The sequence below is a fragment of the Paenibacillus sp. BC26 genome (genome assembly GCF_900116125.1).
Classification (GTDB): domain Bacteria; phylum Bacillota; class Bacilli; order Paenibacillales; family Paenibacillaceae; genus Paenibacillus_Z; species Paenibacillus_Z lignilyticus.
In genome coordinates this window covers 501,048-524,758 of the sequence record NZ_FPAD01000005.1, presented here as the reverse complement: position 1 = coordinate 524,758, position 23,711 = coordinate 501,048, and the positions used below count along the sequence as shown (strand labels likewise).

Genomic DNA, 23,711 nt, shown 5'->3' with positions numbered 1-23,711 from the left:
CATTTTTGCGGCAAATTTAAGGCAATTGGAAGCCTTCCCCCAGCACCTCGGCCGTATCGCTAATAATAACAAACGCGTAAGGGTCTGCCGTCCTTACGAGCCCCTTCAGCTTCGACACTTCGCCTTGACCGACAACGACCATCAGCACGGTACGCGCTTCGCCTGTGTAACCTCCATGCGCATCCAGCTTGGTCAATCCGCGATCCAGATCATGAAGCACCACCTGCGAAATCTCTTCCGGCTTGTCCGAAATAACGAAGGCAACCTTCGAAGTGGCAAGGCCCGTCTGTACAAAATCGATCGTTTTGCTTGTCACAAATAAGCCCACCAGAGCATAAAGCGCATTCTCCGGCGCAATAATTATGCCCGCGGCGGCAATAACGAGACCGTCGAAGCACGCTACCGCCAGTCCCAGCCTTACCCCTGTGAATTTATGCAGCAGCTGCGCCGCCAGATCTAGACCGCCTGTCGAAGCTCGTCCGCGGAAAACAAGACCAAGCCCCGCCCCAACGCCGATCCCGCCATAAATCGAGGCAAGCATCGCATTATCGGTTGGCGGCTGCCAGTCCGAGGTGAACAGGACAAGCAGCGGCAGCAAGAAGGAGCCCAGTGCGGTCTTCAGTGCGAAGCGTTTGCCAAGCAGCCAGAGTCCCAACAGGAACAGCGGTACGTTAAGCGCCCACTGCGTGTAAGCAGGTGGAATATCCCATACGCGATTAATCAAGATGGAAATACCCGATACACCGCCGGATGCAATGCCGAGCGGTACCAGAAACATGTTAAAGCTGATGGCGATCAGAAAAGACCCGATAAGCAGCAATGCCACGCTGAGCGCGGCTTCACTCTTCGGCCCCATCGGCTTTCTTAGTCTTCGATTTTCTCTATGTAGCTTCTTGATCCCTTGTTCTTGCTGCAAACTCATTGCTGACCCCATCCTTCTATAAGTGACTCCATTAATCCACAAAAAAGAGTTCCGACACTTAGTAGTGTAGGAACTCTTACTCCAGGCTATGCACGCATGCATAGTTGTCTCTTGCTTACTGCTCTTCATGACGGATCTTGCTCCGCAAATAACCGTCGATAAAGATATTCAGATCGCCATCCATCACGGCGCCGACATTGCCCGTTTCCACCGACGTGCGATGGTCTTTGACCATGCTGTACGGATGGAACACATAGGAGCGGATTTGGCTGCCCCATGCAATATCGGATTGCTCGCCGCGAATTTCCGCGAGATGCTTCTGCTGCTCTTCAATCTTACGTTCGTAAAGCTTGGAGCGAAGCATCTGCATCGCGCGCTCGCGGTTCTGAATCTGCGAACGCTGCGTCTGGCAGGAAACGACGATCCCCGAAGGAATATGCGTGATCCGAATGGCCGATTCCGTCTTATTGATGTGCTGACCGCCCGCGCCGCTGGCCCGGTACGTATCTACCTTGAGATCCTCCGAACGGATCTCAATCTCGATGTCATCGTCAATCTCCGGCATAATGTCACAGGATACGAAGGATGTATGTCTTCGACCTGAGGCATCGAAAGGCGAAATACGCACGAGACGATGAACACCTTTCTCCGCCTTCAAATACCCGTATGCATTATGGCCTTTGACGGAAATGGTAACGCTCTTGATGCCCGCCTCGTCTCCGGCCAGGTAATCCAGAAGCTCTACCTTAAAGCCGGATTTCTCCGCCCAGCGCGTGTACATCCGGTACAGCATTTGGCACCAGTCCTGCGACTCCGTGCCGCCTGCGCCGGGATGCAGCTCAAGAATGGCATTCAGCTTGTCATAAGGCTCGCTTAGCAGCAATTGAAGCTCAAACTCGCTTACTTTGCTTACGAGTTCCGCCACGCTGCGCTTAAGCTCCGCCTCAAGACTTTCGTCCTCGCCTTCCTCTTCCGCCAGCTCCAGCATCGTTTGCAGATCTTCATGCTCACTTTGCATCCGTTCGAATTGATCGACGACGGATTTGACGGCGTTCATCTCGGAGATGGTACCCTGCGCGCGCTCATTGTCATCCCAGAAGCCAGGAGCGCTCATTTTCTCCTCAAAATTGAGAATCATCTCTTGCTTAATATCTAAGTCAAAGAGACCCCCTGAGTTCTTGGAGACGCTTCGCCATTTCACGCAGATCTTGCTTCATCGTAATATCTATCATGACGGTCGCTTCACCTCAAAATTAACTTCGTTGCCCTACCTTATGCAATAGGCAGGCTTATTGTCCGTGGCACTGCTTGTATTTCTTGCCGCTGCCGCATGGGCATGGATCGTTACGACGCACGCGCTCTTCCTTGCGAACCGGACGCTTCTGCTGCATTTCGCTGCTTCCGCCGGACTCCGTTTGACCTTTCGCTACCTCTTGGCGCTCCAGGTTGTTCTCCACGTGCGCTTTCATGATATATTTCGTCACTTCTTCTTGAATATGCTCAATCATTTCCTTGAACATCTCGAAGCCCTCGAATTGATATTCACGAAGCGGATCTGTACCGCCATATGCACGAAGGTGGATACCTTGGCGAAGCTGATCCATGGCATCGATGTGATCCATCCATTTGCTGTCTACTGCGCGCAGCACGACAACCTTCTCGAATTCACGCATCGTCTCCGGACCGATTCCTTCTTCACGCTGATCGTAGAGCTCGATTACTTTGCCGTACAAGAAATCATTGATTTCTTCCGGCTCTTTGCCCCAGAGATCATCTTTCGTGATGCTGCCCTCGTTCAGGAAGTTGCCTTCCGCGTAATCCACGATTTCTTGCAGCTCCCAGTTCTCCGGTACGTCATCGGACGGACAGTGAGCTTCTACGATCTTCGCAATGACAGGCTTGATCATCTCAAGCACGATTTCGCGGATGTTCTCGGAGAAGAGCACTTCGCGGCGCTGCTTGTAGATAATTTCACGCTGTTGGTTCATGACGTCATCGTATTGCAAGACGATTTTACGTTGATCGAAGTTGTTGCCCTCTACGCGTTTCTGCGCGGATTCGATCGCACGGGTGATCAGACGGCTCTCGATCGGTTGATCTTCTTCGAAGCCAAGACGCTCCATCATGCCCATGATGTTCTCAGAGCCGAAACGGCGCATAAGCTCATCCTCGAGCGACAGGTAGAACTGCGAGGAACCCGGATCGCCTTGACGACCGGCACGACCGCGCAGCTGGTTATCGATACGACGGCTCTCATGGCGCTCCGTACCAATAATATGCAAGCCGCCAATACCGTCAACAGCATCGCCAAGCAAAATATCGGTACCGCGACCGGCCATGTTCGTTGCAATCGTAACGGACTCGGATTGACCCGCGCGAGAAATAATTTCAGCTTCCTCGGCATGGTACTTCGCGTTCAATACTTTATGCGTAATGCCGCGTTTCTTCAGCATCTCGGAGAGCTTCTCGGAGTTCTCGATGGAAACGGTACCTACGAGCACAGGCTGTTTGTTCTTGTGGCGATTCACGATTTCTTCAACGACCGCTTTGAACTTGCCGTTCTCCGTTTTATAAACCACATCCGCAATGTCTTCACGGATATTCTTCCGGTTGGTCGGCACTTGAATAACTTCAAGACCGTAAATTTTCTTGAACTCTTCTTCCTCCGTCTTCGCTGTACCTGTCATACCGGACAGCTTGCGGTACATCCGGAAGTAGTTCTGGAATGTAATCGTCGCGAGCGTCATGCTCTCGTTCTGTACTTTAATTTGCTCTTTCGCTTCGATCGCTTGGTGCAATCCGTCGCTGTAACGGCGGCCAGCCATTAGACGGCCCGTAAACTCATCGACAATGATCACTTCTTCATCTTGTACAACGTAGTCTACGTCGCGTTTCATAATGACATGCGCTTTGAGCGCTTGCTGGATGTGATGGTTGAGCGTTACATTGGCATGATCGAACAAGTTCTCGATGCCGAATGCTTTCTCCGCTTTCTCCACGCCTGCATCCGTCAACGTGACCGAACGCACTTTCACATCAACCGTATAATCTTCTTCTACCTTCAAACGTATCGCAAACCGATCCGCCGCAAAATACAGCTCCGTCGATTTGGCCGCCTGACCGGAAATAATAAGCGGTGTACGAGCTTCATCGACAAGGATGGAGTCGACTTCGTCAATAATGGCATAATAAAGCGGACGCTGTACCATTTGTTCTTTGTACAGGACCATGTTGTCACGCAAGTAGTCGAATCCAAACTCATTGTTCGTTCCGTATGTGATATCGCATGCGTAAGCTGCTTGCTTCTCGTCATGATTGAGGCCATGCAGGTTAACACCGACAGTTAAGCCTAAGAATTTATAGAGCTGACCCATTTGCTCGCTGTCACGCGTAGCCAAGTAGTCATTGACCGTAACGACATGAACGCCTTTTCCCAGAAGCGCGTTCAAATAAACCGCAAGGGTAGCGACGAGCGTTTTACCTTCACCGGTCTTCATCTCCGCAATTTGGCCTTCGTGAAGCACCATACCGCCGATCAGCTGTACGTCGTAATGGCGCTTGTCCAGAACGCGTTTGGAAGCTTCTCGCACAACAGCAAACGCCTCTGGAAGCAGGGTATCAATATCCTCACCCTTTTCGAGACGTGCTTTAAATTCCTCCGTCTTCTCACGAAGTCCATCATCTGACAACTTGGAAACTTGCGACTCAAGGCCGTTAATTTCCTCCACCGTACGCATTAGACGCTTAATCTCACGTTCGTTGGCGTCTCCGAATAATTTCTTTACAAGTCCGAGCATGGTCTTCCCCTTTCGTCTGTTACGCCTGTTTGCATAAATTGTATCAGTTTGCGGCAGTTCCCGCAATGTTGGCCCTCTGAGGGAGAAGCTGGATTCCGCACGCAAACCCGCTGGGATCCTGTATTTCTTGCCGGTTGCCCCGAGCGGCGTCTCCATTATATGCCGGTTGAGAGAGCCTCATGACGATCCTTAAGCAAAAAGAGCCCCGGTTTCCCAGGGCCCGATGTATACCATATTAGTCCGCTTCAATTAATCCATATCGACCGTCGCTGCGTTTATAAACAACATTCACTTCTTTGGTTGTCGCATTCGCGAACATGAAGAAGCTGTGTCCTACCATGTTCATTTGCAAAATCGCTTCTTCCACATCCATCGGCTTTAATAGGAAGCGTTTCGTTCGAACAAGCTCGTAGTCCTCTTCCTCCTCCAGTACCCGAACGGCTGCGCCGTCGTCTTTGAACATCGTGCGAATGCCGCTTTCTTTGCGATATCGGCTGTTGATTTTAGTTTTATGTTTGCGAATCTGACGATCCAGTTTGTCCACTACCAAGTCAATGGAAGCGTACATATCCTCGCTCTTCTCCTCTGCTCTTAGCATCGCGTTCGAGAGTGGAATCATGACTTCAATAACATGCTTGCCTTTCGTAACTGACATTGTAACGTTTGTCTCGGAGGTAAACGGCTCTTCAAAATACTTTTCTAGGCGGCTTAGCTTCTTCTCGACATATTCGCGCAAGGCGTCTGTCACCAGGATGTGTTGACCTCGAATGTTGTATTTCATGTGGCATTCCTCCTTTTACATAGTCTTATTATAACACCCTATGTGGGCGATCTCAAAGGTATTTTCAGTATTTTGTGAAATATCTGATAATATAGTATTTAGCAGTTTCTAGAAATAGAATGGAGGGTAAACATAAGAAAAAGCCCTGGTTGCCCAGGGCTTCTGCCGATCATTCGGTTAAGCGCGTACCATGTATTATGTGGCCGCTTAACAGCGGTATGATTACAGTTTAGTAACGTTTGCAGCTTGAGGACCACGCGCGCCTTCGACGATGTCGAATTCTACGGATTGGCCTTCTTCAAGTGTTTTGAAACCTTCGGATTGGATTGCGGAGAAATGTACGAATACGTCGCCGCCTTGTTCTGTCTCGATGAAACCGTAACCTTTTTCTGCGTTAAACCATTTAACTTTACCTTGCATTGAGAACATTCCCTTCATCTTCAAATAGCTGCGAGATCACTAGGCGTGGCCCACAAATCGAATATAACACCCACTTCACAATATTGTCAATAAGTTTTTGTAAGCGAATACATTATTGATTTTATTGGTTTAATTTTTTCGCCATCCACAAAAAAAGCACCCACGCGGGTGCATTTCATTAATATTCAACGATATTTTATTGTAATCCTAGTTCCTCTCGTCGAAGAACATACTGTTGTCTGTACCGTATGCCCCTCCGCCACCGTAGGCGTCCCGCTGAACGCGGGCACGGTTGAATTTGTCCATACCCTGGGTCGCTTCGTGCTTAAGCTCTTCCATACGTCCCAGAATGCGCGAGTCGAAACTAAGAATCCGATTCACCTGCTCCTGATTGGTGCTGTCAGCCGGACGGAGCGCAAACTGAGCTTGAATCGCTTCTATGATGCTCCCTCTCAGCTCCAGGAAGTCTTCGATCTGTTCAACAGTCGCTCCATGGATGTCGGCTACAAGCTGCAACGTCAACTGCTCTAATTGTTTTATGGCTTCCATTCCAATTATGAGCTCCTCTGAACGCTCGCCACCGGTTTGGCTGCGGCTATCCAGGTTTCGCGAAGTTCGGTTAAATAGCCGAGCACTTCTTCGACAGGAACTACGTCTTTCTTCAGGTTTGCTTCTCTTAGACGGGTTTTGAAATAATCGTAAAGCTTCAGTAGGCCGTCGGCCAACTCTGAATTACGATCCAACGTAATTTCGAACTCCGCAACGATATCTTGAACCTTCACAAGATTACGATGGGCGTCCTCATTCTTACCTTCATTAATTGCCAGAATGGCAGCCTTCGAGAATCGAATGGCGCCATCATAAAGCATAATCAGCAATTGTGCAGGTGAAGCAGTTTGGACGGAGTTGTCGAGATATCTATTCTTCTGTGCTTGCAGCATCAACGGTTCCTCCTATTATTAGCCCCCAATAGAGCTCATCAGACTCGACGACTGGGAATTCAACTTACTGATCGCTGTCTCCATCGCGGTAAATTTCTTGTAATAATTGTCCTCCATTGTCACTAAACGGCGGTTCCATGCTGCAATTTGTTCATTTAGCTTGGATAGCTGCTTGCCCATAATGCTATCTGACTTCAGGACCTCATCAGAGAATAAAGATGTACCTGCTTTGCTAGAGAGATTCTCAAGCGTTCCTTTCAGGTTACCATACATCTTCTGAACAATCCCGACATCCGACTCGTCCGCATCACCATTGCCGGTAGCAGAGAATAGCGCCAGTACCGCGTCCGGATCCGTCTCAATGGCTGTCTTGAGCTTCTCTTCATCTAATATAGACAACTTACCGTTATCCAGATAATTGGTTGATCCAATGCCAATGGAACTCAGGGTAGTGTAGTTAGCATTTCCGGTGTTTACAACCGTTGACGTGACCGTCCGCAAAGAAGCAATCGTCGAAGTGAATATGCTGTCATTATGCAGCAGCCCTGTCTTGGCTTTCGTTTCCCAGAGCTTAATATCGTCTTCTTTCATATCGGCTCTCTGCTCTTCAGTCAGCGGCTGGAAGTCGCGATTCTTCTTCTCACCGACTTTGTCCTGCAAGGTCTTCAGTACATCATTGTAGTCGGCGATGAACGTTTTAATGGAATCTACTATCTTGGTCGTATCTGTAGATACACCTATGGAAGTAGCCACATATTTGGTAGGATCAGCTTCTTGCCCTGCTACGCCTGTAAATACACTCTTCTGCTTAAGGACGATATCCATGTTGTTGACGGTGAACGAGTTGCTCTCGCGTTCAGTGGCGATTCCGTTAATCTCCAACTTAGCGTTCTGAGCTTTATCGCCAACTGCAACCGTTGCTGGCAATTTAAGAATATTAGCAGCAAAACCGCCTGTATCATCCGTGATTTTAATATCCGCATTAGTCCCAGTCGCCTTAGTCGTAAAACCAATTTGACCTGTGAACGAATCGTAAAAAGCATTTACACTCGTCGTCTTGTTAATACGAGAGAGCACATCATTGAGCGAGTCCACACTCGTATCTACATCGATCTGAGTCCCATTTATTTTGAAGGAATAGTCCGTTCCGGTTCCTACAGCAGGAGTCGTACCCAGTAATGCTTTCTGATCTTCAAGCGTTTTGGATGCATCGAACGCAGGGTCCGTTGGTACAGCTGGAGCTTTACGGATATCTGTACCTGTCATCTTAGCTGAAGTTGCAAGCGACATGACTTTAATCGATGTTGTACCAATAGGCGCATCTGCTCTAGCGGTAGCCGTAAACACTTGATTATCACCGCTGATCGTTGTCAACTTAGCACCAAGTGTACGATCGGCTTTAAAATTGAAAACTTTATTATTGCGGAAATCAAGCAACTTCTTGTTTAAATCCTTGTAGGCGTCGCGTTGCCATTCCACGGTTTGCTTCTGCTGCTTCAGTTTATCAGCCGGCACCTTCCCAGCCGTCATGAGTTGCTTGACGATGGTGTCGATATCCATGCCTGATGCCATTCCATTAAGCCTCATTACCATTTCGTTACAGTCCTCCTTCTGACGCTGCTATCTCCGCTCATCGATCCAAATTCCGGCGTTCTCGCACATTGCCGCTACCATATTTAATATTTTCTCTGGCGGTACTTCACGAATGAGTCTACCCGTATCCTTCTCGACGACTTTCACCATGATCTGCTTTGTTTTCTCGTGGATAGAAAATTCACAAGAAGTCGCCACACCCATAACCGCTTTGTTCGCTTTCTCAATTGCTTTAATCAACATTTCTTCGCCAAGCGGCACCTTTACACCGGTGTTCTCCGCTTGCTTTAATTCCCTTGCATTTTGAAGTGTAGGCGCAGCACTCGGCTGCTGATCTGACACGACTTGCCGATCACTGGCAGTATTAGTTATAGGACTGCTTATGGGCACAGAATTGCTGATTGGCAAATTCGTATTCATAACGCTTTCCCCCCGATGGTATATTACTTCTTATATCGGTGTCTGAAGAGCAAACCTGTATAGCCTAGTGAAAAAATGTATCTGTTTAGCAAAAAGAGCTTCTCAAGAGAGAAGCCTTTTTTGGCGAACAGATACAAAACAAAAGAGATCCTAGAAAATCTAGGATCTCTTGGTTGTTCGTTAAGATTAACGAAGCAATTGAAGAACGCCTTGTGGTTGTTGGTTAGCTTGAGCAAGCATAGCTTGTGCAGCTTGTGCAAGGATGTTGTTCTTAGTTTGCTCCATCATTTCTTTCGCCATATCAACATCGCGGATACGGGATTCAGCTGCAGTCAGGTTCTCGGAAGCTGTTCCCAAGTTGTTGATTGTGTGCTCAAGACGGTTTTGAACCGCACCAAGCTTGGAACGCTCGCTGGAAACAGAAGCAGTTGCTTTATCAAGAACTGCGATTGCTTTAGCAGCATCGTCTTTAGTGGAGATGTTAAGAGCAGCTTCATTTTTCACATCATCCGTACCGTTAGTAACGCTGTTTGTTTTTGTGAAACCAGCATCGCCAGCTTTAGCTGTGATACCCAGTGCTTTGGAACGCATATCATTAACTTCAAGGCTCATGGATTGGCCAGTGTTAGCACCGATTTGGAAAGAAGTTTTGAATTCTTTTTGGATTCCGCCATCAGCAACCTCAAGGGAGTTACCGTCAGTACCTGCAACTACTGCTTTAACAATTACAGTATTGTCAGCACCACCAGTACCTTGTGTCAAGGTTACGCCATCGATTTTCGCTTGTTCAGCAATTGCTTTGGCCAACGCAGTATCGTTTGCTCCTGCAGCCGCTTCAATTGCATCACTGATGTCAATACCTTTTGCAGAACCTGTGTAGGCGCCATCGTTTGCATTGTAGAATTCAATTTGTTGACCATTGATAGTCAAGCCAGTACCTACTAATGCTTTAGCTTTAGCTACTGTGTCAATAGTAGAGAAATCCAACGTTTTCGTTGCTTGGACTGCATTTGTAGTAACACCTGTATTAGCAGTATTACCTGTACCAGTTACACCAGTCAGTGTAGTTGCACCGATAACCCCTGCAGCACCTTCAAAAGCTCCACCTTTAACTGCAGTAACTGTTACTGTAGCACCAGTAGTAGTTACTTTATAATTGCCTTTTAATGCATCATTTTTATCAATCATTTTTTGAAGTGCTTCAGCTATTCCAGTTGCATTTTCAGTAGTAGTCTGAGTACCGTCAATATTGATTGTTGCAGCATTGGAGGTAACATTATATGCTGTGTTGTCAGTATTTCCACCAGTACCAGACGCAGCCCATGTTGCTGTCAGGGTTTGTCCATTCAATACAAATGCAGCGCTATTACCGGCAGCAGCTGCCGCTGTAAAAGTAACTGTTTGTGTAGCTTCAGTAGTGACTTTGTTAGTTCCGCCAGAAAATGCACCAGCAGTTACTACACCAGTAGAATTAAGGTTTGTTTTGCCATCACCTTGAAGCAACTTTTGAGTATTGAACTCAGTAGTGTTACCTACGCGGTTGATCTCGGAAGTCAGTTGGTTCATCTCATCTTGAAGCGCGCCGCGGTCAGCATCAGTGTTGGTGCCGTTAGCGGATTGGTTAGCAAGTTCGCGCATACGTTGAAGGATGCTGTGAGTTTCGTTCAAAGCGCCTTCAGCTGTTTGGATAAGGGAGATACCATCTTGGGAGTTCTTAGCAGCCATGTCCAAACCACGGATTTGACCACGCATTTTTTCGGAGATTGCTAGACCAGCTGCATCGTCACCTGCACGGTTGATGCGAAGACCGGAAGACAATTTCTCGATGTTTTTAGCTGTTGCTTGGCTGTTTGCACCCAGTTGACGGTGTGTGTTTAGAGCTGTGATGTTGTGATTAATTCTCATTTTTTCTTCCTCCTTGAAGTTGGGTTGTTCTCCACATCCTTGTGGAGACCTTATGTCTGTTCCGCAATCAGGTCGGCCGCCATGCTGCGAAACAGCGACTAATGAATATATCGACGGTCACTTTGTGATTCTTTATAGCAGAATCCTCAAAAAACCAAAAAAACGACAAAAATTTACGGAATTTATTCGGCGATCCTCGGTTATTCCAACAAAAAACCCAATGCCATCTAGGCATTGGGTTTTTTGTCACCATGGTTTGGAAGTTGAAAACTCTTCAGATCCGCTAAGTTCAGCTGCTTCTGCAGCGCTTGTTTATTGCTCTCTTGCACGGCATCATACACTTCTTTACGAAGGATGTTCACGTCGCTTGGCGCTTTAATCCCCACTTTAACCTGGTCCCCATCGATCGATGATATGACGATTTCAATATCATTATTTAAGAGGATCGACTGTCCTTTTTTTCGGCTCAATATTAGCATGATTGTTCACCGCTTTCCAATTGAACGACTTTGAAGAGAGGTTCCTTGGTGCTGTATCTGCTAGATGGGGGGAGAACGCTTTGCTTGCCTTGTCCGTTCTTCATATTCAATAGAATTGGCGCGAGTAAATTAATGGTCGAATCCGTGAATGGATCTGTAGTCGTCACGATCGTTAGCACACAGACATCTTCAGGAGCTTCGATTTCAAGGAGCTTTTTGTCCTTCTCTTCGATCTCAAACGAGTAATCCTGATCGGCAGTAAATGGTGAGATCACTAAAAATGAAATATAATCATGCTCCAGGCTTTGCAAGTATGCAAAATGCGAGTTCTCTTCCACTGCTTTAATCGAGAATTCGTTGCATTCCTCGAAGCCTAGAATGCTTCCGTTTAATTGAAACGTTCTGCCTTGTAAGAAATCGAGCATGAATAACACCTTCCTCTAACAGATAATGCTATAGCTTGCGCTATAGCATTTCAATTTATTATATATATTTGTCGTATTCACCCACGCTGAATTCAACCGAGTTTCTTTGCCTTAAGTACACTTCTACCGAACCCGGATGGTACTGAGTCTCCGGTTTACGCGGTGTGTACTCAATAATCGGCTTCTGAGCTTCTATGTTGATAATTGGCGCATGGGCTGTATAACGTACTCTTACATTATCGATGGAAGCCTCTCCGGTGTAAACAATCCGATTCTGATGATGAAATGCCTCGCGCGCAAGCTCAGCGAAAGCATTGTTCGGATTCGAGATTTGCGCCATCCGATTACCATCTTCTACGATCTTCGCAATGGCTTGGAGTGCGACGTTCTTGTACTGGCTGTAGATCGAGTTCATCCAATCCAAATGAGGTCCTGCACCCAAGGCCGTAAAGGCCGCGGTAGAATCCACTTCCAGCTCACCTCGCGGTGATTGAATGTCTACTATAGCCGGTGGCTGTTCGATAGACAAGTCTCCGGGCGGAGATTGCATTTCTAAGCTGGCATTGTTCGTTTGAATACCGATCTGAGCATAGGTTTGATGAATCGATAAGCGCGGAAATTGAAATTCCATTGCAATCCCCCGATCGGATTATCTTATATAATCCAATAAACTAGGCTGGATGATTTTCGCTCCGATGGACAAGGAAGCTTGATACACGTTCTGATCTTCCTGCAGCTTCGTAATAATCTCAGCCATATCCGCATCTTCGATTTTGGAATCTAGCTCTGTCAGGTTCACGTCGAGATCCTTAATACGAGCATCCATCAAATCAATCCGGTTCGATCTTGCGCCAACCTCTGCACGGACGTTCAAAATTTTGTCCATTCGGCTGCCTAATTGTCCTAATAAGTTCTGCACTTGCTTCTGATCCCCGGCAGAGAATGCCGTTTGGAGACCGCCTAGTACCGTGAAAAGATTATCCGGCGTAGTAGGATCCGCCGGCGGTTGCGGATTAGCTGCACCAAACACCGCATCGCCCGTCACATTAATCGGTATCGTAACACCGGCCGCGAATTGATACATAATGGCTTGTGTATCCGCTTGCTCTGTTTGAGCACCAGCTACTGTGTAAGGATCCTTGTCCGTAAATTGTCCGTTGAAAATCGCTTTGCCGTTCAGCCTGTCATTGCCAAGAGAAACCGCTTGTTGGTAGAGCTGGCCCATCTCTTCCGCAATTGCGTCCAATGCAGATTGAGGATTCGCACCATTGGCACCTTGAACAGTCAGTTCATTGGCGCGCTGCATAATATCGGTCAGTTGGGATAGGACCGTATCCGTATGATCGACGAAAGACTTGGCCGTGTCAATATTCTTCTGATACTGTTCATTGGCCGAAAGCTCGCTGCGATATCGCAGGGCATAGGTAATACCGACCGGATCATCGGATGGAGCATTTATCTTACGACCTGTGGAAAGCATATTCTGATGCTTGTCCATACGGTTTAAGTTATTATTCACGTTTCTAAGCAGCTGCGAATGCATCATGCTTTGCGTAATTCTTAAAGACAACTTCATCCCCACCTATCTTAGATATTACCGTCCTACCGTACCCGTACCGTTAATGAGCTTCTCTAAAATCTCATCATAGGCTGTCATGAACCGAGCTGCCGCGCCATAGGCATGCTGAAACTTAATCATATTAGACATTTCTTCATCGATCGAAACACCGCTGACCGCTTGCCGGCTGGAGTCTACTTGCTCAGCAAGCACTTGCTGATTGTTAAGCTGCCGCTGCGCCTCTTGTCCTTGAACCCCAAGCTGCCCGACAATGGCTCTAAAATAATCATCGATGCTTCCGGTTGTTACGCCGCCGTCTGTTGTCGTAAATGAAAACTTAGAATCTTTGATATTCGATAAGAGTACGGCAAGCGTGTTGTTACCTTTAACTGCAATCTCACTACCTCCGGTTCCGGTAGTCCGCAGCGATGTTGCGATTAAGCTGGCATCAGCAGCAATTGTAGGATTCAAGCGGATACTATCAGCCGTAATGTCGCCTGATGCAGAGGTAAAGAAATCATCACCTGTCTTGGCAGGGGTGTCAAAGGTGTACCCTAATTTATGAAGACCGTTAAGTCCATTAACGATTACCGTAGTATCCTGTGTCAACAAGCGATTCGTGCCCGCGAATGTCAAACTGTTTCCATCCGGCGTCTTCAATGTCGTTCCGTCAGGAAGCATCGAGCCCGCCGGAATGGTAATGGTAATCTCACCGTTTGCAATACTGTTCGCCAGCACGTTCAGTTGATTCTGATAATCCGCCACATACTTATTTTTCGCCACGAACATCCCAAATACTTCGCCGCTATTCAAGTCGCCGGATCCATCACCTGTGCCAAAAGCTGCCGTGAGCGCATCCACAGTGGTCGGTGTAGCGGTTCCGCCTGTTGTCAGGTTCATGCCTCCGATCGAGATATCGTAGCCTGCACCTGTATTCACCACGTTAATATTTACGATTTTGGACAAGTTGTCGGTTAGGAGATCCCGCTGGTCTCTTAGATCGTTAGCGTCATTGCCTAATCCTTCAACCCGTGAAATTTCTGTATTCAAATTAGATATCGTTGTCACGATGGAGTTGATTTCATTGACTTTAACCTGAATATTATTGGACAAATCAGTGCTTAAATCTCTTAACTGTTTGCTCGTTTGATTGAAGGCATCGGTTAATGCGATCGCACTCTCGCGCACAATCTTCCGACCTGTCACATTCTCCGGATCTTTACTCAGATCTGACCACGACTTCCAGAAGTTGTCGAGCACGGTACGAATACCGGAATCCGAAGGCTCGTTTACAATACTTTGCAGCTTGTTGAGCGTGTCCGCTTGGATCTCCCAGTTTCCCAGAGACTTGTTCTCGTTCCGGAATTGATCATCCAGGAAGGACTGACGAACGCGAGTAATGGATGAGAACTCTACGCCTGTTCCCAATTGTCCGGGTACGTTGGATCTGCTAATGCCCGGGTATTCCATTGGTCTGGAAGCTTGCATATTCACTACTTGTCTGGAGTACCCCGCCGTATTGGCATTCGAGATATTATGACCGGTTGTATTTAATGCAGCTGTCTGCGTGAACAAACTCCGCTTAGCTGTTTCAATGCCATGGAATGTAGAACTCATTACAGGGTTGCCTCCCTATCCTCTTGTATCAAATAAGCCGTTGCGGGGATTGCCGTATCCGGGACTAAGCGGATGCTGGTACGTAACATCGCCGTTCGGATCCTCGACCAGCAAATCTATGGAATAATCAATGAACTTAAGCGACTGTTCGATGAGCTGCTGGTTCAGCTGGCTGACCTTCTGCAGTTCATCAAGCAGCGCGGTAAGTTCTTCATGAAGTTCAGTGAGTTTCTTCTTATCTTGAGATGCTGTGACCGTCCGTATCATCTCGCTGATTTTACCGCCTTTGTAACGAAGCATTCCAATACCCGAGAAGTATTGTCCGGAAAACCTCATCCGCTGCTGCTCCAACTCCTCAGCCGTCTTCAGCAGCTTCCGTTCTTTCTGAAGAATAGCGTTTAGCTTCTCCACTTGATTGTGGACAAGATACGGCGTCTTCTCATTGGCCAAGGCCAGCAGCTCTCGGTATACGCCTGCCTGCTGCTCAAGCGTTGCGATAATTGTCTCCACGATCACAAGGATTCACCTGTCTTGTTGTTAGTTTTTAAGAAAAGGAAGCAGCTTCTCTGCGATTTTGCCCGATTCCACATGATAGCTTCCGGTGCTTACGGATTGTTTAAGATCATCAATCAGCTTAGCGCGGTCCGTGTCATGGACACGACTGGAAGAGAGCATCTCCTGTGCTTCGGCGGATATTTGCACTTTATCCGTTTTCCGTTTACGATCAAGCGCATTTGCCTGCTGCTCGCTTTGCTTCTGGTACGGATTGACTGCATTGATCCGGTGCGATTGATTTATCTTCATCATAATCCCTCCAACAATTAAAAAAGCCGATAACTCTGTATAAGAGTATTATCGGCAAATGGGTATAAATATTTAGAGATTATAAAAACTCGGCTAAATTACCAGTCTCAGCCACGCTCTAAGTTGCGATAAGCTGAGGCTGCGGAGGTTGGCGCTTTCACGACCTCTTCTTCGGATCTGCTGGCAATTTCATGTTTGGCTTTGCTGACTTCCTTCAGCAGCTTGGCTCTACAGCTGTCGCATTTGTTATTCTCTCGAATGAGTATGCCGCACATCTCGCACGGATACATCAAATTCGGAGCACCCACCAGCGAAATTCTACCCTCGCGAATAAACTTCGTGATTTGTTTTATAGATACACTCGTCGCGTCTGAAAGTTCGTTGATGGTCGTGCCTTTATTCTTACGCAGATAATCTGAGCAAACCGTATATTCATTATCTATCTGCTTGATGCAATTCGGACAAACATCGCGGAAGTTCTTAGCATACAGTTTCCCGCAGCGAGGACAATTTCCAAGATCCATCTTTCACTGCTCCCTTCGAGTCTAGCCACTTGTGACTCCATATTAACTCAAAAGCAGACAAAATTCATTAAATATTTGATAGGCAAAACATAGAGGCGAATCTGCTAGGAACGAGCCAGTGTGAGAATGAATATTTGAGCATTTATTTGAGGTGCGAGCTGCTCTATCCCTTCTGTTAACGCCAATGCGCAGGAGTTCGCCGTACTGCCGGTGGTGTAAATGTCATCTATTACCAGCAGCTTGATTAGAGGTTGGTGTAGAGCGTTGAGATTTAGTGTATCAAGCATCTCCGCAGTAGCATCTAGGTCCGCGGCAAAAAGCTGTTTGGTATCTCGCAGTCTCGCAAGTCTAGTTTTGAAGCTTTGCTTATCGCTGTGCCTGGTACGCTGCAAAATATCATATACCGTTAGATGTTCATGTTCTGCAAGGTAGGAAGCAAGTCGTTCAGCTTGATTAAAGCCCCGCTCCTGCAGCCGTTCGTCGCTTACCGGGACCGGGATAACGGCATCGAAACGGAATGCGGTTTGGCTGCCGGCAGACTGTTGTGCGATCATGCCGCGATAGGCAGGAATCAACATTTTCCCTAATATGGGAGCCAGCCCTTCATGACCGCGGTATTTGTAGAGAGCTAGCCACTGCCGAATGACAGGATCGTAATGTACCGCTGAACGATTGCAAATGAATGCTGCTTCTTGGCGTCGGGTGCAATCCGGGCACCCTTCCGGCCTGCCGCAAACTGCACAATAAATGCGTGTAATCCAAGGAATCTGAACAAAACAATGCCTGCACAGCTCCGGGAATTCGGCATGTCTCGGCGACCGATCGCCTAGCATCCCGCAAATGACGCAGGCTGGGGATTTAGGTGAGAGCATTGTCGTGGTGCTCTGGGATGTATTTTGGAATAGGTGATGAAATTTACGCCAGATCGTTGAAAGAGGAGTTGTGAGTATGGTATGTCACGCCTTTCTGGGATGAACGTCGCAGGTACAGGTACGGTATGTCCAGTTATAAAAGATATCCGCTTCGGCGGGCGATTCGATTCATGCTTTTGATTTGGCGAATGGCGGATTGCTGTGCGCGCGTACGTGACGAGCCGTAGAAATAAACCCGTCCGGCCGGGTCATCCTTGGAACGTCCGGCTCTGCCCGCCATCTGAATGAGAGACGCATCGTCGAAGAGTTTGCCATCCGCATCGAGGATAAAAACATCGCTCTTGGGAACCGTTACTCCCCGTTCGAGAATCGTCGTTGTTACGAGCAAGCGGATGCTGCGATCGCGGAATCGGGTTACTTTGTCAGCGCGAGCCGGATCCTTGGAGGAAGTACCCTCCACTACAATTGTGGGAAAAGCGAGTCGGAGCCGCTCAACCAGCGGTTCAACATCCCGAATTTGCTGGGCAAATACAAAGAGCTGAGCACCTCGGTTGATGGACTGCCCGAGCGTCTTTAGAAGATGACGTGGCAGGGTGCGCTTGCCCAGGATGTTGCGCACGGCCGGAATTTGGCATTGAATCGGCACCGGAAGCGGATGTCGGTGGAACCGAACCGGTACGCGCACATGCTCCAGTCTGCCCAGCTTCGCTGCCCTTCTGAGCTCTGCCGGAGGCGTAGCGGATAGCAGGATGTTTACGCCATCCGGCTTGCAAACATTGTCCGCGGCGAAGTGCAGCATAGCGTCATTGTGAAAAGGAAAGGCATCGATTTCATCAATTACAACGAGATCGAACCCTTGGTGAAAACGAAATAATTGATGCGTTGTAGCCAGCGTAATTTCACCTTGCTCCCAGCACTGCTCACTGCCTCCGTATAGCGTTACTACCGTCGCTGCCGGAAACGCTTTGCGGATACGCGGATCCAGCTCCAGCACGACGTCTCTTCGCGGTGTCGCTATGAGTGCGCGGCCTCGGCGGTGCAGGCAAGCCTCGATGAGCGGGAAGATCATTTCCGTTTTGCCCGCTCCGGTGACTGCCCACAGCAGGAATCTGCGCGGCGCGGATTGGCGGGGATGGCTCGCCGCCATGAAGTTCAGGGCAGCTTCGGCGGCCGCCTTTTGTGCGGGGCTGAGGCCCCAGGATGGGGCGACGGTGGCGGGGGAGGCGGAGACGATAGGCATAGGGGAGGCCACGGGTGCGCTTGGCGCGGGTGAGGCGGTGAACACGGCGGATGCCGCGGTGGCGCTAGGCGCGAGTGAGGCCACGGGTGCGCTTAGCGCGGGTGAGGCGGTGAACACGGCGGATGCCGCGGTGGCGCTAGACGCGGGTGAGGCGCCAGTCGCGAGCGTGCTCGCTGCCGAGCTGCTCGGCATGCCGTGGATGAGCAGGCCGCATTCGCGGCTGCGGCCCATCGTGAGGCATGCCTCGCAGTACGCGCATGCGCGGCCGCACGCGGCGCATGCGGTTCGGCGCATGCGCGCCGTGCCGCTGCCGCATCGCCGGCAGCGGAGCCGCGGGCGCGGCCTGGCGCCAAGCGCCTCCCGCCACCGCAGCAGCCGTGGCTGCGGCTGCGGGGCGACTGCGCCGCCCAGGCGCAGCTGGCCGAGCAGCGCGGCCAACTGGAGCGCGGGAGCTGCCGCGCTCCAAGGCACCGCCACTGCGCCGGCCAGCCCGGCCGCACCCGCGGCCCCGAGCAGGGCGAGCGCTTCGCTGCTGAGCAGCGCTCGTCCCTGCACTAGCGCAGCGGCGCGACAAGCCTGCGCCGCAAGCCCCTGTGCCTCCCCGCACGGCTCGGAGGCGCTAACCGCATAAGCATGTGCATCCTCGCGTCCACTGGCCGGCAGGCCCAGTCGGACATCATATGCCCATGCTTCATGAACAAGGCGCGTCAGCACCTCGCGCATCTCCCTCTGCCCCGCTCCGCCAGGCCAGCGTTCCACTACCCTTGCCGCCAAACCAAGCGGCAATTGTTCAGACCAAACAACCACCTTATATCCACCATTGCTTTTGCTTCTGTCCTCCACATCACCTTCCCCACTCGCTCTTTCCATTTTCCACTTTCCAGTCTTACCGGTCTTTCCAGTCTTTCCAGTCCCTCCAGTCTCTCCAGTCTCTCCAGCCCATCCAGTCCCTCCAGTCCCTCCACTCTCTCCAACCCATCCACCCACCACCCGCTCCGCCTCTTCCCGATACCCATCCACCAGCCAGTACGCCATATCCACCTCCCGGGCGATTGACCACATCGCCATTGTTCTTTCCCCGTTCCCAACCACATACAAATGAACTTTCAAATTTGTCTTGCCTCCCTTTCCCTTGAAATCAATAACTCACCACTCCAATACGCCTTCCTTACAAACCTTCAGCACAACAAAAAAGCACACCCCAATCCGCCTCATAGGCAGATCATACGGGTGTGCTTCACTCGTTTATATTCAGTTGAATAGATTATACATGGCACTCTGCTATCTTCGCAATTCACTTTTGCCCGGCACAGCCGCTTTTATTATCATCTGCATCACAGCATTCAGAACGGAAGCTTAGAAAGATCCGCAGGATCTCTTAGGTCAATCAACACCGCATGGTCCTTCACGGAGACCACGCCTTCGGCTTGAAGCATCCAAAGCAAGTTTGTCGGCTCAGGCTTGCTGTGCTTCTTAATGCGGCCATCCGGATGCCGACGTCCTGATATCCGCAGCTTCGTGCGAAAGCGATGCCATTTCGCAAGGCTATCTCCTACATCCTTCGAATTTGATTGTTTATCACTATGCCCACCGAGCTGCTTCTCATCCTTCGAACTTGAGTGTTTATCGCCATGCCCACCCAGCTGCTTCTCATCCTTCGCACTTAAGTGTTTCTCATTCTGTTCGACTTGGCGCTTCTCATTCTTTGCACTAGAATTTCTCTCGCCCTTTGCACCAGCATGTTTCCCATCTTTCACGCTCGACACTTCAGGGGCTTTAACCGATGCGGGGCGGCTCAGCGTCTCCGGCAAGCGGCCTTGCTCATCTGGCGAGGCAGAGGAGTGAAAATGGACATTCATGCCGCGCTTGGCGAAACACCGAGCAATACTCATCGTTTCATCCTCTGAGCCGCGGTCCACGACAGTCACTTTCACTTCTGTGCCAGTAAAATGAGAAAAACGCCGAAGCGAGCGCATATACCATTCCATCTGCAGTTGTTCATTACCGGCGATCAGAACGTAATGCTTAATATGACGTTCCCGTCTCCAGGTAAGTGCGGATACGGCATGTACGGCAGCCGCAGCCAAGGCGTAACAACCGAAGATCCATAACAAGACTGGAATCAAGGCAGCCACCTCCTTTTTTGTGACATCATATGCCGTAAACCGCCCATGGGTGACGGACATTCACGGACAAGTCGCAAAAAAGGGGCATGCGTCCCTGCGCCTGCCCCATCCCTATCTCACTTTTACTAACTTAGGCTCTTCCGCTTTTACTCCCTTACGCACTTTCACGCTTTCGCACCTAAGCTCCCACTCTCATGCGCCCTACTCCTTCATTCCCCAACCCACAGGCAGCTTCCGATCCCCGCCCATAAACCGCTGCAGTCCATTCTCAAGCTCTACCTTCTTATTGCTCGGCAGCACCACCGTCAGCTGACAGGATGGCGTCGAAGCCATGAAGGATCTCCGCGCCTCCGGCTGCTTTAGCGTTACATACAGAGCATCGCCGACCAGGTGAGTCTCCACCAATTCAACAGAGGCAGGAGCCTTGTCCCCGCTTCCCACTTCGTAACGGCAGGCGCCAAAAGCCTGCACCTGACCAGAACCGCTGGTATCAGCATCAATCATCAACGAGCCGTTCCAGTAATGTTCATCCTGCACGACGATCCGCTTCACGGCGGTCCCGATCTTTTCCGACACTTGCTCCGCTTTGACACGAACTTCTTTTGCACCGATCGAGCCGCGTATCTCATCCATCAATCCCGTAGCATTAACCGTCGTGAACAGCAGACAGCTTCCGCCTAGAACCGCTACCACAATAATGCTGAACAAATCATAACGGAGCACCGGTTGCTCGGTCTTACTGCGCCATAAGTAGATGATGATCTCGAGACCAACCAGCACAAACAGCATCGGCCACCAAATCATCCCTTGATCCAGCCAGCTGATTCCGCCGAATTGAACCGCTACGAGCAGCACGCCCATTGCGATAAGTGCCGTCCCCATTGACCACGTACCAACACGCCATTGTCTCATTCCGGTTTCACCGCCTTCTGCTTGCTGCCGGATAGAAGTTTAACGCCCGCTCCGATAAGCAGCAGTGCCGTTATGACGGTTTTGAAATAATAGCGAATGTCCGACGTTAGCTGCCAATCTCCCCATACGCGCTGCACATAATCAAGCAGCAGCCGATCCGCCGTATAGTAAAGTCCTAGCGCTACCAGAGCGATGCCAAGCCATTTCTGCCTGTGAATGAGCCAATCGACGATCGGTACATCCTCCAATTGGCCCTCTCCGTTATTCAAGCGCGACTGCTGCTGCAGCGCATCGAAGAAAGAGAAGCACCATAACAGCGGCACCATGAAGAGGAATAAGGACAACTGAAGCACGTCGAGCAGATAGATCGAGAGCAGGAAGCCGGCCATAAGCTGCAGCCCTCTTTTTTGCAAACCGAGATACATATGTCCCGCTCCCGGCAAAATCGACAATACCGTCGACAACCACCGGCTGCGCTTGCCGCCTTGACGGTGATCCTCCCAATCATCGAGAATGGAACGATCCTGCAGCGTCTCGCCGGACTGCTTCAGACCTACATGACGAATGGCATCGAACATCCCGAACAGCCAAATGATCGGAAGCACCAGCAGGAATGTCAGAAAGCCCGGCTGATCGGCAAGCACCGCCACGAAAATAATCATAGCCAGCAAGCCGAAAAACCCGATCATTAGATTAAGTCCGCGCTGCATCAGCCCTAGCTGCAGATGACCCAGCCCCGGAATAAACGACAACAGAATCGTATAAAACCGCTCGCTCGACTGACCGGTAGACTCCTGGTACGGAGCGCCAATGGCGGTGTACGCCATTTCGCTTGTCGACGTCTCCAGCCTTTGATGTGGACCGTATGTCGATTGTCCAGATACCGGCGCCGGAATATGAACCGCCCTTGCGGCGCTGTTTCGAATCAAATAGATGATCAAGTCCAGCACGCTGATCGCCCAGATTAAGAATGCAAAAAACAAAAACATGACCATAAAGCCTTCTTCGTTGGCGCCTGCCCCTGCAATGGCCGCGAACAGGAAACAGAAAATGACCAATAACAAATAGATCAGTCCCCGTCCGAAACGTCCTGCCTTCATATGCCCTATTCCCGGCACAAAGCCCAAAAACAGCGTCGCCACTGGACTTTTAACCATACCATCATCTCGCCTTCTTCTTCGTATTATTTATTCGGCTTCTCGACCATTGCCTCGATAACCGCCGCGGTCCGCTCCATGATGGAGACGGAAACCGATTCCTTCTTACTGATTTGATGCTCTTCCCACTGCTGCGGCTGCTCGGCTATGCGCTGAAACACGCCGGTAGACATGAGAACCAGCATGACGCATACCGCGATCAAATAATGAATCATCGTTTGTTTGCGGCTGCTTCGCTTGACCGGATTCCTGCGCACCGTATCCACCTTCGGAGGAGGAGGTGTTTGGTCTACATCCACCGCTGCGATTGCGGACATAATTCGTTCCGTAACCGCCTCCGCTGACATGCTGTCCAGTGACTCGACCTCATCTACGCTGATGAGCAGCTCCATATACAGTTCAAGGCAGCTGCCGCAGACGGACAGATGTTCCTCGGCTTCCAAACGTTCCTCTGCAGGGAGCGTATCCTCGGCATACCTCCGCCAGTAAACCTCATCCTGATGCTTCATTCCAAATCCTCCTCCTTCCAATGCTTGCGCATCCATTGTCTAGCCCTATACAGCTTAGACTCCACGCTTTTCACTTGCAGCTGCTCGTGTTCGGCGATCTCTTTGTACGGTCTGTCTTCCAAGAAGTAAGACCGCACTACGCGCCGATATCCCTCGGGGAGCGTGCTTACCAACGCGCGAACACGCCTTTTGCGATCACGCTTCAGCGCTTCAAGTTCCGCAGGCGGCGCATGCCCCGCCGCAGCCTCTGCACACGAGCTTGCCCCATGTTGAGCAGATGAAAGATTCCCCTTCGGCCTAACCCCAATCGCTTGCCTCGCTTCCCCTTGCGACAAAGCCTCATGACCGGCGCGCTGCAGCAGCGCCTCTTTGCGGGTGTTGCGTCTGCGGCAATCTATCGCGAGATTAACGGCTGTTCGCGATGCCCAGGCTTTGAAGCCGTCACCCCGATAATCCGGGAGGGCGAGGTAGATCCGCACGAAGGTCTCCTGCAGCGTATCCTCCGCATCGCGCCGATCACGCACTACACTCCAGATCAGCCGATACAATTCATCCCGATAGCGGGCAACCAACTCTGCGTATGCCTCGCGATCCCCATTCTGAATTTGAACAATCAACGCCTCGTCTCGAATCTCTCTCCCTCCCCTCTCTCTTAGTTAGACGATTTCAACCCTGCCTACCCCTGCACCTTCTCAACAAAAAAAAAGCT

25 protein-coding genes are annotated in these 23,711 nt (G+C 50.0%); all 25 read right to left on the bottom strand.

The window, feature by feature from the left end; all coding sequences use genetic code 11:
* Positions 1-16: 16 nt before the first annotated feature.
* A complete protein-coding gene (locus BM412_RS28295) occupies positions 17-922 on the bottom strand; it encodes a YitT family protein (protein WP_177246135.1) in 906 nt (301 codons plus the stop codon).
* Positions 923-1,037: 115 nt separating this feature from the next.
* A protein-coding gene (prfB, locus tag BM412_RS28290; RefSeq protein ID WP_143111717.1) for a peptide chain release factor 2 occupies positions 1,038-2,154 on the bottom strand; the annotation gives its coding sequence in 2 pieces (ribosomal slippage) (positions 1,038-2,081 and positions 2,083-2,154; 1,116 coding nt in all).
* A 57-nt stretch (positions 2,155-2,211) separates the two neighbouring features.
* Positions 2,212-4,719 carry a preprotein translocase subunit SecA gene (gene secA / locus BM412_RS28285; protein WP_091225032.1) on the bottom strand — a complete coding sequence of 836 codons (2,508 nt, stop codon included), beginning with the start codon at positions 4,717-4,719 and terminating at the stop codon, positions 2,212-2,214.
* 235 nt (positions 4,720-4,954) lie between these two features.
* A complete protein-coding gene (gene hpf, locus BM412_RS28280) occupies positions 4,955-5,500 on the bottom strand; it encodes a ribosome hibernation-promoting factor, HPF/YfiA family (RefSeq protein WP_091225031.1) in 546 nt (181 codons plus the stop codon).
* 222 nt (positions 5,501-5,722) lie between these two features.
* Positions 5,723-5,920, bottom strand: a complete 198-nt coding sequence (locus BM412_RS28275; RefSeq protein WP_090575545.1) for a cold shock domain-containing protein — start codon at positions 5,918-5,920, stop codon at positions 5,723-5,725.
* A 207-nt stretch (positions 5,921-6,127) separates the two neighbouring features.
* Positions 6,128-6,469 (bottom strand): flagellar protein FliT, encoded by a 342-nt coding sequence (locus tag BM412_RS28270; protein WP_091225030.1) that lies wholly within the window; start codon positions 6,467-6,469, stop codon positions 6,128-6,130.
* A gap of 5 nt (positions 6,470-6,474) precedes the next feature.
* Complete coding sequence (fliS, locus tag BM412_RS28265; RefSeq protein WP_091225029.1) at positions 6,475-6,861, bottom strand: flagellar export chaperone FliS; 387 nt, start codon at positions 6,859-6,861, stop codon at positions 6,475-6,477.
* An 18-nt stretch (positions 6,862-6,879) separates the two neighbouring features.
* Positions 6,880-8,454 (bottom strand): flagellar filament capping protein FliD, encoded by a 1,575-nt coding sequence (fliD, locus tag BM412_RS28260; RefSeq protein WP_091225028.1) that lies wholly within the window; start codon positions 8,452-8,454, stop codon positions 6,880-6,882.
* A 27-nt stretch (positions 8,455-8,481) separates the two neighbouring features.
* Positions 8,482-8,874: a flagellar protein FlaG gene (locus tag BM412_RS28255; protein WP_091225027.1), complete on the bottom strand. Its 393-nt coding sequence runs from the start codon at positions 8,872-8,874 to the stop codon at positions 8,482-8,484.
* Between the two features lie 186 nt (positions 8,875-9,060).
* Positions 9,061-10,779: a flagellin N-terminal helical domain-containing protein gene (locus BM412_RS28250; RefSeq protein ID WP_091225026.1), complete on the bottom strand. Its 1,719-nt coding sequence runs from the start codon at positions 10,777-10,779 to the stop codon at positions 9,061-9,063.
* Between the two features lie 227 nt (positions 10,780-11,006).
* Complete coding sequence (gene csrA / locus BM412_RS28245) at positions 11,007-11,258, bottom strand: carbon storage regulator CsrA (protein ID WP_091225025.1); 252 nt, start codon at positions 11,256-11,258, stop codon at positions 11,007-11,009.
* Entirely contained in the window at positions 11,252-11,683 is a 432-nt protein-coding gene (fliW, locus tag BM412_RS28240; protein ID WP_091225024.1) for a flagellar assembly protein FliW, read from the bottom strand. Before fliW ends, csrA begins: the two co-directional genes overlap by 7 nt.
* Positions 11,684-11,741: 58 nt before the next feature.
* Positions 11,742-12,314, bottom strand: a complete 573-nt coding sequence (locus BM412_RS28235; protein WP_091225023.1) for a DUF6470 family protein — start codon at positions 12,312-12,314, stop codon at positions 11,742-11,744.
* 18 nt (positions 12,315-12,332) lie between these two features.
* Positions 12,333-13,253 carry a flagellar hook-associated protein FlgL gene (flgL, locus tag BM412_RS28230; protein ID WP_177246134.1) on the bottom strand — a complete coding sequence of 307 codons (921 nt, stop codon included), beginning with the start codon at positions 13,251-13,253 and terminating at the stop codon, positions 12,333-12,335.
* Between the two features lie 24 nt (positions 13,254-13,277).
* Positions 13,278-14,858 carry a flagellar hook-associated protein FlgK gene (gene flgK, locus BM412_RS28225; protein WP_091225021.1) on the bottom strand — a complete coding sequence of 527 codons (1,581 nt, stop codon included), beginning with the start codon at positions 14,856-14,858 and terminating at the stop codon, positions 13,278-13,280.
* Between the two features lie 15 nt (positions 14,859-14,873).
* Complete coding sequence (locus BM412_RS28220) at positions 14,874-15,374, bottom strand: flagellar protein FlgN (RefSeq protein WP_177246133.1); 501 nt, start codon at positions 15,372-15,374, stop codon at positions 14,874-14,876.
* Positions 15,375-15,395: 21 nt separating this feature from the next.
* Positions 15,396-15,662 carry a flagellar biosynthesis anti-sigma factor FlgM gene (gene flgM, locus BM412_RS28215; RefSeq protein ID WP_091225019.1) on the bottom strand — a complete coding sequence of 89 codons (267 nt, stop codon included), beginning with the start codon at positions 15,660-15,662 and terminating at the stop codon, positions 15,396-15,398.
* A gap of 107 nt (positions 15,663-15,769) precedes the next feature.
* On the bottom strand, positions 15,770-16,186 hold the full coding sequence (locus BM412_RS28210) for a TIGR03826 family flagellar region protein (RefSeq protein WP_091225018.1): 417 nt from the start codon (positions 16,184-16,186) through the stop codon (positions 15,770-15,772).
* Between the two features lie 104 nt (positions 16,187-16,290).
* Positions 16,291-16,764 (bottom strand): ComF family protein, encoded by a 474-nt coding sequence (locus tag BM412_RS28205; protein WP_091225017.1) that lies wholly within the window; start codon positions 16,762-16,764, stop codon positions 16,291-16,293.
* Positions 16,765-17,191: 427 nt separating this feature from the next.
* Entirely contained in the window at positions 17,192-19,168 is a 1,977-nt protein-coding gene (locus BM412_RS28195; protein ID WP_256256625.1) for a helicase-related protein, read from the bottom strand.
* Positions 19,169-19,641: 473 nt separating this feature from the next.
* The gene (locus tag BM412_RS28185) at positions 19,642-20,424 is read right to left on the bottom strand and encodes a hypothetical protein (protein ID WP_091225013.1); all 783 of its coding nucleotides are present in this window, start codon (positions 20,422-20,424) and stop codon (positions 19,642-19,644) included.
* Between the two features lie 201 nt (positions 20,425-20,625).
* Positions 20,626-21,336: a LiaI-LiaF-like domain-containing protein gene (locus tag BM412_RS28180; RefSeq protein ID WP_091225012.1), complete on the bottom strand. Its 711-nt coding sequence runs from the start codon at positions 21,334-21,336 to the stop codon at positions 20,626-20,628.
* Positions 21,333-22,493, bottom strand: coding sequence for a hypothetical protein (locus BM412_RS28175; RefSeq protein WP_091225011.1), 1,161 nt, complete (start codon positions 22,491-22,493; stop codon positions 21,333-21,335). Before BM412_RS28175 ends, BM412_RS28180 begins: the two co-directional genes overlap by 4 nt.
* 26 nt (positions 22,494-22,519) lie before the next feature.
* Positions 22,520-23,002, bottom strand: coding sequence for an anti-sigma factor family protein (locus tag BM412_RS28170; protein ID WP_091225010.1), 483 nt, complete (start codon positions 23,000-23,002; stop codon positions 22,520-22,522).
* The gene (locus BM412_RS28165) at positions 22,999-23,619 is read right to left on the bottom strand and encodes an RNA polymerase sigma factor (protein WP_177246132.1); all 621 of its coding nucleotides are present in this window, start codon (positions 23,617-23,619) and stop codon (positions 22,999-23,001) included. The genes BM412_RS28170 and BM412_RS28165 overlap by 4 nt, the downstream gene beginning before the upstream one ends.
* Positions 23,620-23,711 lie beyond the last annotated feature (92 nt).

What these genes read in the sequence shown, in the direction of transcription:
- flgM (WP_091225019.1), bottom strand. Translation starts at nt 15,662, where the DNA reads ATGAAGATAAATCAATCGCACCGGATCAATGCAGTCAATCCGTACCAG.
- BM412_RS28210 (WP_091225018.1), bottom strand. Translation starts at nt 16,186, where the DNA reads ATGGATCTTGGAAATTGTCCTCGCTGCGGGAAACTGTATGCTAAGAAC.
- BM412_RS28250 (WP_091225026.1), bottom strand. Translation starts at nt 10,779, where the DNA reads ATGAGAATTAATCACAACATCACAGCTCTAAACACACACCGTCAACTG.
- BM412_RS28270 (WP_091225030.1), bottom strand. Translation starts at nt 6,469, where the DNA reads ATGGAAGCCATAAAACAATTAGAGCAGTTGACGTTGCAGCTTGTAGCC.
- BM412_RS28205 (WP_091225017.1), bottom strand. Translation starts at nt 16,764, where the DNA reads ATGTTGATTCCTGCCTATCGCGGCATGATCGCACAACAGTCTGCCGGC.
- BM412_RS28295 (WP_177246135.1), bottom strand. Translation starts at nt 922, where the DNA reads ATGAGTTTGCAGCAAGAACAAGGGATCAAGAAGCTACATAGAGAAAAT.
- BM412_RS28275 (WP_090575545.1), bottom strand. Translation starts at nt 5,920, where the DNA reads ATGCAAGGTAAAGTTAAATGGTTTAACGCAGAAAAAGGTTACGGTTTC.
- fliW (WP_091225024.1), bottom strand. Translation starts at nt 11,683, where the DNA reads ATGCTCGATTTCTTACAAGGCAGAACGTTTCAATTAAACGGAAGCATT.
- hpf (WP_091225031.1), bottom strand. Translation starts at nt 5,500, where the DNA reads ATGAAATACAACATTCGAGGTCAACACATCCTGGTGACAGACGCCTTG.
- BM412_RS28195 (WP_256256625.1), bottom strand. Translation starts at nt 19,168, where the DNA reads ATGGAAAGAGCGAGTGGGGAAGGTGATGTGGAGGACAGAAGCAAAAGC.
- BM412_RS28255 (WP_091225027.1), bottom strand. Translation starts at nt 8,874, where the DNA reads ATGAATACGAATTTGCCAATCAGCAATTCTGTGCCCATAAGCAGTCCT.
- BM412_RS28170 (WP_091225010.1), bottom strand. Translation starts at nt 23,002, where the DNA reads ATGAAGCATCAGGATGAGGTTTACTGGCGGAGGTATGCCGAGGATACG.
- fliD (WP_091225028.1), bottom strand. Translation starts at nt 8,454, where the DNA reads ATGGTAATGAGGCTTAATGGAATGGCATCAGGCATGGATATCGACACC.
- BM412_RS28235 (WP_091225023.1), bottom strand. Translation starts at nt 12,314, where the DNA reads ATGGAATTTCAATTTCCGCGCTTATCGATTCATCAAACCTATGCTCAG.
- fliS (WP_091225029.1), bottom strand. Translation starts at nt 6,861, where the DNA reads ATGCTGCAAGCACAGAAGAATAGATATCTCGACAACTCCGTCCAAACT.
- BM412_RS28175 (WP_091225011.1), bottom strand. Translation starts at nt 22,493, where the DNA reads ATGGTTAAAAGTCCAGTGGCGACGCTGTTTTTGGGCTTTGTGCCGGGA.
- flgK (WP_091225021.1), bottom strand. Translation starts at nt 14,858, where the DNA reads ATGAGTTCTACATTCCATGGCATTGAAACAGCTAAGCGGAGTTTGTTC.
- csrA (WP_091225025.1), bottom strand. Translation starts at nt 11,258, where the DNA reads ATGCTAATATTGAGCCGAAAAAAAGGACAGTCGATCCTCTTAAATAAT.
- BM412_RS28180 (WP_091225012.1), bottom strand. Translation starts at nt 21,336, where the DNA reads ATGAGACAATGGCGTGTTGGTACGTGGTCAATGGGGACGGCACTTATC.
- secA (WP_091225032.1), bottom strand. Translation starts at nt 4,719, where the DNA reads ATGCTCGGACTTGTAAAGAAATTATTCGGAGACGCCAACGAACGTGAG.